The organism is Litoribacillus peritrichatus (assembly GCF_039537985.1).
GTDB lineage: Bacteria > Pseudomonadota > Gammaproteobacteria > Pseudomonadales > Litoribrevibacteraceae > Litoribacillus > Litoribacillus peritrichatus.
The window spans coordinates 70,746-84,298 of the sequence record NZ_BAABBN010000002.1 but is presented as its reverse complement, the minus strand read 5'-3'; the positions used below and the strand labels follow the sequence as shown (position 1 = coordinate 84,298).

Genomic DNA, 13,553 nt, shown 5'->3' with positions numbered 1-13,553 from the left:
CGCTATATTTAAATAACCACGATTCAAATAAAGAAGATCACATGCAATGGCGGGTCGAAAAAGGGAGCTAGTTTAATGTGAAAAACGTTCATTGGACAGCTTCGTCAAACACTGTTTGATAAACGCATTCATCCCTCAATTGGATAGCAAATAAAATATTTACTTTTGATTCGAACGGATTTAGAATGTGCGGCCTTACGAATAGACACTACTTATTTTTTGATTAAGTAAGGTCTTAAACTGGTCACATGACAATAGGTAATTATTGATGCCAGCGGTAAAAGTAAAAGAAAACGAACCATTTGATATCGCACTACGTCGTTTTAAGCGTTCTTGCGAGAAAGCAGGCGTTCTTTCTGAAGTACGTCGTCGCGAATATTATGAAAAGCCTACAGCAGTTCGCAAGCGCAAACTAGCTGCAGCAGTTAAGCGTCACGCGAAAAAAGTTCAGCGCGAAACAAAACGTTTCGAGCGTCTCTACTAAGAGCGATCTTGTCGAAGTGACCAGTACAAAAGAAGCCTACGGCTTCTTTTGTTGTTTCTGGGCTATTAAATTTGTTAAAACATAGCCAACACCAACACCGAAAGGAGATCATCATGTCAAGCGAACTACTGGAAGACCAACTGAAAAGCGCCGTCAAAGAAGCAATGCGCAGCAAAGACAAACCTCGTCTGACCGTTCTACGAACTGCCCAGGCAGCACTCAAACAAATCCGAGTGGACGAAGGCATGGAACGCGATGCAGTGATTGATGATACCCGAGTAATCGCCACCATCGACAAGATGATCAAACAACGTAAAGACGCAGCAAGCCAATACAAAGACGCCGATCGCCAAGACCTTTACGACCAGGAAGTTCTGGAAGTTGGTATCTTGTCTGAATTCTTGCCTGCTCAATTATCTGAAGATGAAATCAAAGACATTATCAGTGCAGCCAAAGAACAGACTGGCGCAGCAGGCATGCAAGACATGGGCAAACTGATGGGTGTCATTAAACCACAAGTGGTTGGCAAGGCCGACATGGGCCAGGTAAGCCAACTTGTGAAAGCAGCACTTCAGTAATCGTTAGTCTCTAAGCACTGACTGGATAATACAACATGGCCGGACGAATACCCGATCTATTTATTGACGACGTGGTCGCTAAAACAGATTTGGTGGAGCTGATTGGTAACCGCATCAAGCTCAAGAAGTCCGGCAGCAATCACATGGGCTTATGCCCGTTTCACAATGAAAAAAGCCCTTCTTTCAGCGTCAGCGACAGCAAACAGCTTTATCACTGCTTTGGCTGTGGTGCCAGCGGCAACGCCCTCACGTTTCTGATTGAACACGACCGACTCGACTTTGTTGAAGCCATCGAAACACTGGCCTCGTCACTAGGCATTGAGGTGCCTCGTGAAGAAAATCACCAACACAAAGAAGAGTACCAGCAAAAAAAACAAGAAGAGCAGAAGCTGTTCGAACTGATGGAAAAGGCCAGCCATTTCTTTCAACAACAACTTCGCCACCACCCCAGCAAAGACAAAGCAGTTCAATACCTGAAAGGCCGAGGCATGACCGGCCACACCGCCAAAGCATTTGGCATTGGCTATATTCCGGTAGGCTGGGACAACCTGCTTAAAACGCTCGGCACCGATTCAGAATCCAGACAACTGCTCCATAAAGTCGGGATGCTGATCGAAAAAGAACAAGGTAAAGATCAATATTACGATCGCTTTCGTGACCGCATCATGTTCCCCATTCTGGATACCCGAGGCCGCACAGTGGCTTTTGGCGGACGAGTATTGGGAGACGATAAACCCAAATACCTAAACTCCCCTGAAACGCCGATTTTCCATAAAAGTAACATCCTGTACGGGCTTTATCAGGCACGAAAAGCCAATCGCCACCCAGCTCAACTGATTGTTGTTGAAGGCTATATGGATGTCATTGCGCTTGCTCAATACGGCTTCAACAACGCCGTTGCCAGCCTGGGCACCGCACTGACCGAAGAGCACGTAAAATTGCTGTTCAAACAAACGTCCCAGCTGGTTTTTTGCTTTGATGGCGACACCGCCGGCCAAAAAGCAGCTAAGAAAGCACTGGAACTCTCCCTGTCACAACTCATTGACGGCCGCGAAGTAAAGTTTCTGTTTTTGGACGAAGGCGAAGACCCGGATACGGTTGTCTCAAAAGGCGGTAAAGAAGCCTTTGAAACAACGCTTAACCAAGCTCTGACCATTGACCAGTACTTATTCAGTCTTTACGAATCAGCTAACGCCAGCCTTGAAGGCAAAGCCAAGCTGGCGAAAGAACTTACACCCTTAATTCAACAAGTACCCGGTGAGTTTTTACGCAACCTGCTAACGAAAGAACTGGCACGTAAAACCGGTCTGAATGAAGACACCCTGCTCAAGCAGCAAAAGCCAGAAAAAGCCAGAGCTTTCAGCGGTCAAAAAAGCCAAACACCCAACCGTGAACGTACTTCAAAACCTCAAAGTGAAAGCACCTTCACACCGCCTTCTAGCTATGATTACCCCGATTATCAGGACATTTCCTCTCAGGACAGCGGCCCTTACCTGGAGCACTACTACGAAGAACCCGCTTTCGTCGAGCCTGCCAAACAAGAAAGCAATAAGCTCACTCTGGAAGCCATCCGTATTTTACTGCACCAACCCACACTCATCAGCGAGCTATCAAAAGAATTACTCAAGCTGGACACCGATAACATCTACGAAGCCAAGTTATTAGCGGTTATCAACCATCTGAAATCCTCTTCTGAGACGAAAAGCACCGCCCAACTGCTTGGCTACTTTCAAGACGTCGAACACTTCGATATTCTGCAACAAGCCATGTCGACCCCCCCGCTACTGGATGAAATTCATCTTTCCGGCCAGCTCAACGACATCATTAATCACCTGAACAAAATTCAGCTGGACAAACAAATTCTTGAGTTGAAAGAAAAAATTACAAATAAAACAGCCACAGAAGACGAAAAACGACTATTCTTCCAAAGACAACAAGAACGAAAAAACATAGGCAAATAGTGAACCAAACCGCCGCTTAAAGAGTCCATGAATATACAGTTTCATAACTTACCAAAGAAATTAAATAGAGTTTCTTAAATAAGAAACTAAGCTAGTAACCCACGGCCTGACACTTTGGTAGCAAAAAAAAGAATAGAACAGAAAATACACAGAATATATTGGCGATATGACGTTACTTTATGGAACAAACGTAATTTTAATGCTATAATTTAATGCTTTCGTGTTCTCCACCTTCATCGGTTTTTTTACAGGCAGGATATGTCCGACAAAGCCCAATCATCGAGTTTAAAAGAACTAATTACACGCGGTAAAGAGCAAGGTTACTTAACTTATGCAGAAGTTAATGACCACTTGCCAGAAGATATTTCTGATCCGGATCAGGTCGAAGATATCATCCGTATGATCAACGACATGGGTATCAACGTTGTTGAGACCGCACCCGATGCCGACACCCTAATGATGGGTGATGCATCACCTGATGACGCTGCCGCTGAAGAAGCCGCTGCTGCGTTAGCCGCCGTAGAAAGTGATGGCACACGCACCACGGACCCGGTTCGCATGTACATGCGGGAAATGGGAACAGTAGAGCTGTTAACCCGTGAAGGCGAAATCGTTATTGCAAAGCGAATTGAAGAAGGTTTACGTGAAACCATGTCTTCAATTGCTTACTTCCCTGGCATCGTTCAAACCGTTTTAAGTGACTTCAATGAAGCACTAGAAAGCGAAGAAGGTCGCATCAGCGACATCTTCAGTGGTTATATTGACCCTGCAAATGATGACGAGCCTGTTGCGGTTGCAAGTAACAGTCCTGAAGCAGAAGCCTCTGACGACGACATCGAAGATACTGATGACAGTGACGACGATGATGATGACGAAGGCGTAAAAGGGCCAGACCCTGAAGAAGCCAAGCAACGCTTCGGCGAAATAGAAACCGCCTGGAACAAATACCTTGAGCTTTGCGAGAAGAAAGGCAGAGAATCAAAAGACGCCAGCGAAGCACTGCATGAAACCAGCGTCCTGTTTGCACCCATCAAGTTGACGCCAAAGTACTACGAGTTCGGTATAGACACCGTTCGTGGCACACTGGACAACATCCGCAGACAAGAAAAAGCGATCATGGAACTTTGTATCCGTCGCGCTAAGATGCCAAGAAAAACCTTTATTAAGGAATTCCCTGGCAACGAAGTAAACCTTGACTGGATTCAGAGCCACATTGACTCTGGTGAAGCTTATTCTCAGATGCTCGAAGCGTACCGAATTGAAATCGTTCGGGCACAACGCAAACTGAAAGAACTGGAAGAAAAGACAGGTCTTTCCATTCCGGAAATCAAGGAAATCAACCGTCGCATGTCCATCGGTGAAGCCAAAGCTCGCCGTGCGAAGAAAGAAATGGTTGAAGCCAACCTGCGTTTGGTGATCTCAATTGCGAAGAAGTACACCAACCGTGGCCTTCAATTCCTGGATCTGATTCAGGAAGGCAACATCGGCCTGATGAAGGCTGTGGATAAGTTCGAATATCGCCGTGGTTATAAGTTCTCCACGTATGCAACCTGGTGGATTCGTCAGGCCATTACTCGCTCAATTGCAGACCAGGCACGTACTATTCGTATCCCGGTGCACATGATCGAAACCATCAACAAACTGAACCGCATTTCTCGTCAAATGCTTCAGGAGATGGGCCGAGAAGCGACGCCTGAAGAACTTGCTGAACGCATGGAAATGCCGGAAGACAAAATCCGCAAAGTGCTTAAGATTGCCAAAGAGCCAATCTCAATGGAAACCCCGGTTGGCGATGATGAAGATTCCCACTTGGGCGACTTCATTGAAGACGTAAACATTCACTCGCCGGTAGATTCGGCAACGGGTGAAGGTCTTTCTGAAGCAACCAAAGAAGTACTTGCTGGCCTGACCGCCAGAGAAGCGAAGGTTCTGCGTATGCGTTTCGGTATCAACATGAACACCGACCATACGTTAGAAGAAGTGGGTAAGCAGTTTGACGTAACACGTGAGCGTATTCGTCAGATTGAAGCCAAAGCACTTCGCAAGCTTCGTCATCCAAGTCGTTCTGAACACCTACGCGGTTTCATCGACGAGCAATAATTTAGTAAAAAAACTGGCGCGTATTATTCCTTATCGGTATAATGCGCCCAGTTTGATTCCCTCCAAGGAAGAAGGGCCTGTAGCTCAGCTGGTTAGAGCACTCGACTCATAATCGATAGGTCCACGGTTCAAGTCCGTGCAGGCCCACCATTTTCTTCCTAGCCTTCCAAGTAAGCATCCATTTACAAAAACACTTCTCCCCATCAATTAACTGTAGTTATAACTGTATTAGCACTTTTTTGCTCGCCACTACAAACTTTACTCAGTGACAGACATTCTGTACTTTACATCATAGATATTCTCGCCCACTTCACATAACATTCAAAATAGTATCTTTCTCAGAAATCAATACAGTTAAGAAGTTTAAAGGATCTAAACATGAGCCCAATCAAACCAGTATTTCTCTTGTGGCTAAGCTTTCTTTTGGCCGCATGTGCTGCCCAGCCTTTCAGAGAGCCAATATCGGCGACTACTATAATTGAAATCCCCAATGCTAAAAAAGAAGCTTTGTTTCAGAGAACAGAAATCTGGATGAAAGAGAATTTTAAGATAGGTGATTCTGAAGTCGTCATGACAGAACCAAAGCAAGCTAGAATAATTGGTAAAAATAAATCAATGCTTTGGAGAGAAGTGGGGTTGGTTTTCTATGTCTGGTACTCACTTAAAGTTGAAACAAAAGACGGTAAAATTAGGGTAACCTCTACAATCACTGATACAACATTCGTCACAACTAATGACATGAACAGCCATCATAGTTATATGGACGATAAGATTATTAAAAGCGCTAATCAGCATATCCAGAACACAATTAATCAACTAGTAAATAATCTTAAACAACCAACGTTAAAAAGTGATTGGTAAGGGATTGCCCTAAAAACAGATTCATCGTAAATTCAAGGAAGGCGCGGATAGAGCGAAAATACGTTTTTAGATAAATCAGCCCCCCATCCTATTGAGGGTGAGCTGATGAATGATGAAAGCCTGTTCTGAATCTCCGTCAAACAGCTTGGTCAATCCTACAATCAGAATTAGTTGCTAAACTCTGTTTCATCATTCACCAAAATAGCCAAGAACCAAAAATGACGGGGTAGATAGAGGGTGAAACGCCTCACCCTCTAATTCATCATCACGGCTTTGGAGTTGAAGGTGGTGGGAATTTTGGAACAGGTATCGGTATGAGATAGCGCTTCACCCTGCTCCTTTCCTCCCTGAACAGGATAAGACCATCCTCAGCCAACTGAGTTAGAGCCTTACCAACCTGACGACTATTAACACCATTCATTTGCCGATCTTTATCAATTAGCTCAGCAGCCGTTAGCCATTGGGAATTCATAGCTGACGCAGTAACGTACTTCTCAAGAATATATTGATACCAATTACCCTTATCGGCGAATGGCTTGTTATTTAGTTGCGCCTTTGAAATCAGAGAGTCAGGTAACATCCAGCTACAACCATCCAAATATAGCTGCTTTACCTCCAGCCAAAATTGCTTCAACAGCTCAGGCTTCTCAAGTTCAACTCTGCCAGAGTTTGAATACGACCAACCAAGGGTTTCGTTTAACGCATCCATATCCACAGGCTCTAACATTTCAACAACCACAAAACGACTAGAACCAGTTTCATCTTTTAGGAAATCACGACCATTCACGGTAGCAAAGAAATGGGTTTGTCTCGGCTTCTTTATATCGCCCCTAGCGTATGGAGGCCTGACAGTATCACAATCTCTTGTAATAAATGCTTTTAGGCTTCCCTGACTGTTTCTGCTGGTCCGCTCAAGCTCTCCCAACTCAACAATCCATGAACGGATACACGACAAAAGCGAATCCTTATTATCAGGATTCAATTCCGCGCCTTCTAAAAATGAAAAAGGACACACCTTTGCAATACGCTCAATAAATGCCGTTTTCCTAAAGCTTTGAGGGCCTTGTAAAACAGGGACAAGTTTACTCTTGAAAGAGGGTTCATACAGAGAAGCAACACATCCAACCAGCCAATGCTTAAATGCCTGCTGAGTAAGATGGTCATCTTTAGTCTTGAGAACAGCCAATACTTTATCCAATCTGGGTTTCCCATCCCAAGTTTCTGAATCTAACCAACGCACAACAGGATGATATGTATTCCTTTCACAGATAGCTTTTAAGTGATCATCAACAGTTTTCGCTGGTAATCCATGAATATTACACATACTCACCAACATACTATGGATTTGATCTGATGTTTGAGCGACTGTATTAGCCGTTTTATTAGACAACACTTCTGGCTCATACGTCATTGAGTTCAAGCGAAACTCAAGATTATAAAAATCACCAAGAGCTAACAGGTTGTCATAAGTATTAATTGGTTTTAACTCACCTCTAGAACTTACATTTAAATGAACAAACGCTGGTTTATCCCTTTCGGTTAACTCTTGCTCTGGAATATCAACCTTCTTGGTTGGAGGGGGTACTTTACAATTACTCATAACCACCACTCCAAACCTGTTTTGCCTGAAGGTTCTTTTGTGTCCTATACCACTCTTTTTTATTGAACTTGTTTATATCAGGAAAGTGGTTCTCCGCAAGAGACTTCAGTGCCATGAGAGCATCCCCTGAATAACTCCGAACTACTATCAAGTCAAACTTATCTAGACACCTCCCTATACAACATGGATCACTCTCATGATGAGAATAATAGCGATCCTTGCCATCACTCCCCCTAAGGATATAAACACCCGCTTTCATGCTTTGAGATTCAGGAGGAAGGTATGCTTTACCTTGTCGCCTATAGCCGTATGAAGACAGCAGTTCATCCCAATCATAAGACTGATTAACAAGATCTATAATGGAAACTTGTCTCCCAACCAGCTTAGTTTTTGGTTGCGTTACGACATCAATATTTAAACCCTCCGCTGCCTTGATTGAGTCCTCCTGATCACAATTAAACTCAACAGCCCAGAACCATAACTTCGAATGTAATTCTTTCAAATCAAGGGCTCTTCCTACTCCTATAGAAAATTCATAGCCTGTAGACCAAAACGGTAAGAACATCATTTGTTGAGGTCTAGAGCTACAATCATCCGCACCAAAGTAATAAGCCAAATACGTTTGAACCATCTGCCAGTGCTCATAACTCAAAGACTCGACAAGCTCAATATACAAGCGGTATCGATTATTAACATTGGGGGTATGATTAGCAGTTGAATGGATTATGTAGCTTTCAATCCCCAACTCTTTTAACTGCCGCTCCAGAACATGCTTACCATAGGGATAATCATCTAAATCCAACCTTAACAGCGTAAAATTATTATGTTTAAGCGCGGCTTGTTTGGTTTTGAATACCGCATCATGAGCCGCAATTAGGGGGCTAGAATTTTTAGCCTCTTCTGTTGTTAAACCCTCTATCTTTCTTGGCTCACGAATAACTTCCACAAGCCAAGGCCATGTAACATACGAGAACTCGGATACCTGCCGATAGTTTTCAGCATATAAATATTTCATTTGTTATAATTCCTTAAATGCTGGTGGAAGAGTTTGGCGACCATGCCACCAGCAGTAATAGATATGCGCCTTGCTTATGGCTTGGCGCGTTCTTTCTGATGAGCTAGGTACTCATTCCGCTGCTTCTCGGTCATATAAATCACGTTGACCGGTCTACCAGAAACTTCCCCAGATTCAGGACACTGAACAACTAAATGGTGATGTTCAAAAGGCACCCTTCGTCTCTTTAGTTTTGGTATGACCGAATGAAGGTTATAAATACCAATAAAGCGCGCTTTTCTGGTATCTACAAGCAAACCTGTTAGTAAGCACCGCAATACATAGCCAGTCTGGTTCTCGAAACTTTGGGGTTCAGGGAATCCAAGTCTCAAGCAACGTTCCTTGTTCATCATGAAGCCCCCTCATTCTTAGTGAGCCATTGCTCGATAACTTCTGGTCGCCAACCAATTGCTTGACCTTGAACCATCACAGGGGAAGGAAGGATTTTCTCTTTAGCCCACCAGCGCCAGATTGTTACAGGTGAACGATTTAGCTTTTCTTGAAGCTGTTTAGGTGTAATTAGTTGAGTCATTTTCATACCTCATGATTCTGTTTGAAATGAATCATCAATGTATGAAATTTAATAAGCCGAAGGGAGGTGACAGGAAGGTGACAGGGGGGAGACACCCCCGATTTAAAATCAAGTTAATTGATCAAAACTATCTTGGCAATTTCATCGCAAACCTTTTGACTAAAACCATCTTTTTCATCCTGTTGATCTTGTGTTCTACTTACAATACCTTGTGACTCCGATACACCTTTTACCCATTCTGATATTTCCTTTTTAGTAGGTGTAAATTCATTCTCTATATAAAAGTAACTATATGCTTCCAGCGCCACCCTTAGCCTGTCTGACTTTATACTATTTGGTTCTTTCTCTGTTTCATTCATTCTTAGACCTACAAAATTACTTTTATAGATAGCTACCATTTGATCCTGAGCAGTCTGATCTACAGCTTTTAATCTCTCACTTAATTTCTTCATAATTTCCACTCCCTTATTCTCACATACAGCTTAATTCTAATGGGATAGACAAGATTCCCAAGATTCCAGAGCGTGACGCTTTTCTGGAAGATAATCATATCGGTCATAGTGTTTTGAACTTACATCATTCAGGGCATGATTCTGAATACGGTCTCTAAGTTCTTTACTGATACCTAGCTCACCCATAAGCGTTTTACAGGTACGTCTAATATCTCTAGCAACGAACTGGTTGAAATCAGGCTTATAATCACGGTAACGAGATATGGCTTTACTAAGACTATCTGTTCTCAAGTGCTCTTCAGGGTTATTCGATTTAGGAAATATATATTCGCTTTCGCCTGCTAAATCGCGTAGTTCGTCTAATACGCCTAGAGCCGACTTTGTTAGAGGCAATAAATGCGGGGTTTTGTTCTTAGATATTTCAGGAGGGATCAAAAGAGTTTGGTTTTCGTAGTCCACACTAGACCACTTTGACGAAATCAACTCATAAGGCCTTTGACCACCCGTAAAGACACATAGCTTTAAAAGAAGATGTGGAAGTACACCCACTCTCGGAGTTTGAGAAAAATCCTCTACAATTTCCTTTAGCTCAACTAACGAAAGATAATTATTCCCAACCCTCTCTGCCGCTTTTTGCTTTGGTATATTAGACACTGGGTTAAATTTAAGAGCAAAGACAGCTTTAGCATTTATAGTCGCGGGGTTGTTATCGTGTTGAAGCCCATAATTAAAAGCAGCCATCAAATACGATCTAACTCTATTTGACTGGGTAGCAGCACCTCTGGAAATGATCTTCGCCAGAACTTCAACCAAACTTTGCGTGTCTACATCAGCAGCTTTGGTTTCTGGTTTAATATGAGGATAAATTTCTTTCTCTAAAGCAGCTAATACTGCCTGATGAGTTCTTTTACCATCTATTCGCATTTGCTCTGTATACGCTTCAAATAACTGTTTAATAGTTCCCCGCTGCTCTTTTAATCTATGTTCTTCCTGTTTGACCCTCTCAAGGGCAGCAAGCTCTTCTTTGGGGTTCTGCCCCCGAAGAAGCATATCGCTCAATTTATCCGCTTCTTTTTGAGCAGCATTCATTGTCATACCATCCGACACACGGCCTAAATTAACGAATAGTCGCTTACCACTGAAGAAGAAACGATAGATCCAGACCTTCAAGCCTTTAGGATTTACCCGCACACCTAAACGGCCCTCACCTCTCTTTCCTGTATCCCTGTAAGCCTCATATTGCTTACCAGTAATAGGAAGCCTTATCACTTGGTCATGTGTACGAAAACTGAACTTTGCCATTATGCCAACCTTACTACAGTTACCAACGTAAAACTGTAGTTATAACTGTAGTTATGAAGAAAAGAAATTTAGCTTCGTGAAAGCATACGACGCAGATTTAACACACAACCCCATAGAAATAAAAGACTTGAAATTTAGTGAAATGAAAAGAATTTAAATAGAATTTAAAAATTAATGACTCATAATCGATAGGTCCACGGTTCAAGTCCGTGCAGGCCCACCATTTTCCTTTAACTTCTTTCTTTTCGAACACTCATATCTAGTTTCTACCTCAATTTTCCCTAAATCAATTGGGGTCAAATCAGCTCAGACACAGCACTCATTCACTCCGATCCCATTGATTAGCTGACAAGCCCCAGCATCCAAGTTAACATTAATTTACTCTGCTCCCCATTGATCACTAGATTCACTTCGTCAAATCAGCTAATTTATTCCTAAGCACTTTGTTGAAAACCAATAGAGGATTCCCCATGTCACTGAGCGCCAAAGAAGAAGCTAAGCGTCTGATTGATCACTTGCCCGATCAGGCCACTTTAAATGACATTATGTATGAGCTTTATGTAAAGCAAAAAGTTGAAATGGGAATTAAAGCCACAGAAGAAGGTCGAACCACCCCCCATGATCAAGTTAAAGCACGGATTATGGCAAAATATAAATAATTATGATCATTGAGTGGTCAGAACCCGCTGAACTGGACTTAGGCGATATCTATGCACATATTGCCCGTGACGTACCCTCCTATGCAGAACAGTTTATTGACCGGATTATTGATGCCGTCAGTCTTCTTACGGATCAACCATTAATGGGTCGTGAAGTTCCTGAAGCAGAACGAAAAGATGTACGAGAGCTTATTTTTCAAAATTACCGGATTCTCTATCTGATAAAAGCAGATCACCTTTACATAATCGCTGTAATTCATGGCAGCCGAGATTTAGCCAAGATGGAACATAAACCCTGGGAGATTATCTAAACCAACGGTGATCAAAACCATCAATAAATCCAGGCCACCTTAAATAATGAATGATGACCTGCCATTGATATCAAAATACCTTAAACACGTATACAGCCGCTAGCTCGCAACGCTAAGAAAGTTATATTCAAAATAATGATCTGTGTCTCTCACCTGAATCACTTGATCCAGCCGTGCCGGATCATCCGGGCACTTTCCGTTCATCACCTCTGCAAGTGCAGACATCACCAGAGGTCGTCGGAATGCTGCGGCCAAACAAGAGTGAGTCCATTCCATAACCGCCTGAATACTGTCACCTTCATGTTCCTCTTCATTTAATGCATCCAGTGATGCGCACAACTGTTCCACCGGTGGTAATTCATCGAAATCCGATAAAATAATAAATTCTTGGCTGTCGCAGTCGTCTTCTTCCCACTCCTCAAATTCCGAGTCGGATTTTTCACATAGATTCCAGTAAAGGTCAGCATGCCAGTGAGCGACTGACAGCACCATGTGAGAGAAAGCGTCTTGTTGGGTGTAATGCTGAATAGCTTCTTTGCGCGAAGAAAGAAGAGACAGAAGCGCGGCTTCCATTTGATCGACTAATTGAATGTCCTTTTCCATAAAACTCTCTTGGATAGTTGGAGTTCAAAGTGACAGGCTTGAGTGCGCCTGCATGTGAAGTGGCACTGGTAGGTACCAAGACGCCATCCTAATCACAGAGAAAAGTACCTTCAAGAATAGAAATTAAACAAATGGCATCGATGAATAATTAAGGACCATTAACGTATTAATCACTGAGCCATTTCAAAGCGAATTTTAATTAAACCTCAATCGGCAACGACCTATCCGCGCCCCATTCTGCCCATGATCCATCATACAAACAGACGTTTTCATAACCTGCAAGTATGGCCGCCACCAACATGATACAGGCCGTCATGCCTGAACCGCAGGAGAAAATATAAGAAGCCGTCGGATTAAAGTTTTCTGCTTCAAACAACACCTTTAACTCATTCGGTGACTTAAAGGTCAAGCCGTCCGAAGTTAATACTTTCAGGAACGGAAGATTGGATGACTTAGGAATATGACCGCTTCGGACACCCGGTCTTGGCTCCGGTACACGACCAAAAAAGCGATCAGCAGCCCGTACATCCACCACCGTTGAAGCTTCTGTTTCAATATTAACCAAAAGGTCAGTCGCTGTTTTCACCGCAGATAAGTCCAATTTGAAGTCTTCGCTTACGATATTCCCGGAAGGTACAAGATGCACCATATCCGTCATCCGCCCCTCGGCGCGCCACTTTGGTAAACCTCCGTCAAGAATAAATACGTGTTCAAAGCCAAACGATTTAAAAATCCACCAGGCACGCGGCGACGAATAAATACCCTGATCATCATACAAAACCAAGGTACTTTGCGTATTGAAGCCGATGTTGTTGGCCACGCTCTGAATTTGTTTTTCAGTAGGAAAAACATGAACACCAACCGCTTCAGTGTTTGATAGGTCACGATCAACGGACACTTTATAACTGTTTGGAATCGTAATAAGTTGGTCATAAGAGATCGGCGTTTTGCCGACCACGTTCGCCACACTCACATCCAGCAGAAAGATGCCAGACAGGTCAGTTTGGCTTGCTAACCATTCGGTCGTAACCAATGGGCTATTCATTATCATCTCCT

General features: G+C 43.1%; 15 protein-coding genes and 1 tRNA gene. 8 read left to right on the top strand and 8 right to left on the bottom strand.

Annotated features, from left to right (window positions below; all coding sequences use genetic code 11):
• Positions 1 to 268: 268 nt before the first annotated feature.
• From rpsU to ABD744_RS00410, 6 genes are all read left to right on the top strand, one after another.
• The gene (gene rpsU / locus ABD744_RS00435; RefSeq protein WP_344794306.1) at positions 269 to 484 is read left to right on the top strand and encodes a 30S ribosomal protein S21; all 216 of its coding nucleotides are present in this window, start codon (positions 269 to 271) and stop codon (positions 482 to 484) included.
• Between the two features lie 113 nt (positions 485 to 597).
• On the top strand, positions 598 to 1,062 hold the full coding sequence (locus tag ABD744_RS00430) for a GatB/YqeY domain-containing protein (RefSeq protein WP_344794304.1): 465 nt from the start codon (positions 598 to 600) through the stop codon (positions 1,060 to 1,062).
• A 35-nt stretch (positions 1,063 to 1,097) separates the two neighbouring features.
• Positions 1,098 to 3,023, top strand: a complete 1,926-nt coding sequence (gene dnaG, locus ABD744_RS00425) for a DNA primase (RefSeq protein ID WP_344794301.1) — start codon at positions 1,098 to 1,100, stop codon at positions 3,021 to 3,023.
• A gap of 258 nt (positions 3,024 to 3,281) precedes the next feature.
• The gene (gene rpoD / locus ABD744_RS00420; RefSeq protein WP_344794299.1) at positions 3,282 to 5,123 is read left to right on the top strand and encodes an RNA polymerase sigma factor RpoD; all 1,842 of its coding nucleotides are present in this window, start codon (positions 3,282 to 3,284) and stop codon (positions 5,121 to 5,123) included.
• A 73-nt stretch (positions 5,124 to 5,196) separates the two neighbouring features.
• Positions 5,197 to 5,273: transfer RNA gene (locus tag ABD744_RS00415), tRNA-Ile, on the top strand.
• Positions 5,274 to 5,501: 228 nt separating this feature from the next.
• The gene (locus tag ABD744_RS00410; protein WP_344794297.1) at positions 5,502 to 5,984 is read left to right on the top strand and encodes a DUF4468 domain-containing protein; all 483 of its coding nucleotides are present in this window, start codon (positions 5,502 to 5,504) and stop codon (positions 5,982 to 5,984) included.
• A gap of 265 nt (positions 5,985 to 6,249) precedes the next feature.
• Here the strand turns inward: ABD744_RS00410 and ABD744_RS00405 are convergent, their stop codons facing one another.
• The 6 genes from ABD744_RS00405 to ABD744_RS00380 all read right to left on the bottom strand — a co-directional run bounded on the left by ABD744_RS00405 (position 6,250) and on the right by ABD744_RS00380 (position 10,924).
• Entirely contained in the window at positions 6,250 to 7,584 is a 1,335-nt protein-coding gene (locus ABD744_RS00405) for a VapE domain-containing protein (RefSeq protein WP_344794296.1), read from the bottom strand.
• Complete coding sequence (locus ABD744_RS00400; protein ID WP_344794294.1) at positions 7,577 to 8,599, bottom strand: hypothetical protein; 1,023 nt, start codon at positions 8,597 to 8,599, stop codon at positions 7,577 to 7,579. Before ABD744_RS00400 ends, ABD744_RS00405 begins: the two co-directional genes overlap by 8 nt.
• Positions 8,600 to 8,673: 74 nt before the next feature.
• Entirely contained in the window at positions 8,674 to 8,991 is a 318-nt protein-coding gene (locus ABD744_RS00395; RefSeq protein ID WP_344794292.1) for a hypothetical protein, read from the bottom strand.
• Positions 8,988 to 9,170, bottom strand: coding sequence for a helix-turn-helix transcriptional regulator (locus tag ABD744_RS00390; protein WP_344794290.1), 183 nt, complete (start codon positions 9,168 to 9,170; stop codon positions 8,988 to 8,990). The genes ABD744_RS00395 and ABD744_RS00390 overlap by 4 nt, the downstream gene beginning before the upstream one ends.
• A gap of 113 nt (positions 9,171 to 9,283) precedes the next feature.
• Positions 9,284 to 9,622 (bottom strand): hypothetical protein, encoded by a 339-nt coding sequence (locus ABD744_RS00385; RefSeq protein ID WP_344794288.1) that lies wholly within the window; start codon positions 9,620 to 9,622, stop codon positions 9,284 to 9,286.
• Between the two features lie 36 nt (positions 9,623 to 9,658).
• Positions 9,659 to 10,924 (bottom strand): tyrosine-type recombinase/integrase, encoded by a 1,266-nt coding sequence (locus tag ABD744_RS00380; protein ID WP_344794286.1) that lies wholly within the window; start codon positions 10,922 to 10,924, stop codon positions 9,659 to 9,661.
• 470 nt (positions 10,925 to 11,394) lie between these two features.
• Between ABD744_RS00380 and ABD744_RS00375 the strand changes: the two genes are divergently transcribed.
• Together ABD744_RS00375 and ABD744_RS00370 are read left to right on the top strand one after the other, a co-directional pair.
• Entirely contained in the window at positions 11,395 to 11,583 is a 189-nt protein-coding gene (locus tag ABD744_RS00375) for a hypothetical protein (RefSeq protein ID WP_344794284.1), read from the top strand.
• A 2-nt stretch (positions 11,584 to 11,585) separates the two neighbouring features.
• Positions 11,586 to 11,894 carry a type II toxin-antitoxin system RelE/ParE family toxin gene (locus ABD744_RS00370; protein ID WP_344794282.1) on the top strand — a complete coding sequence of 103 codons (309 nt, stop codon included), beginning with the start codon at positions 11,586 to 11,588 and terminating at the stop codon, positions 11,892 to 11,894.
• 99 nt (positions 11,895 to 11,993) lie between these two features.
• On the opposite strand, the gene ABD744_RS00365 is transcribed toward ABD744_RS00370, so the two are convergent.
• Together ABD744_RS00365 and ABD744_RS00360 are read right to left on the bottom strand one after the other, a co-directional pair.
• Positions 11,994 to 12,497 carry a hypothetical protein gene (locus ABD744_RS00365; RefSeq protein WP_344794280.1) on the bottom strand — a complete coding sequence of 168 codons (504 nt, stop codon included), beginning with the start codon at positions 12,495 to 12,497 and terminating at the stop codon, positions 11,994 to 11,996.
• Positions 12,498 to 12,696: 199 nt separating this feature from the next.
• Positions 12,697 to 13,542: a sulfurtransferase gene (locus tag ABD744_RS00360; protein ID WP_344794278.1), complete on the bottom strand. Its 846-nt coding sequence runs from the start codon at positions 13,540 to 13,542 to the stop codon at positions 12,697 to 12,699.
• Between the last annotated feature and the right edge of the window lie 11 nt (positions 13,543 to 13,553).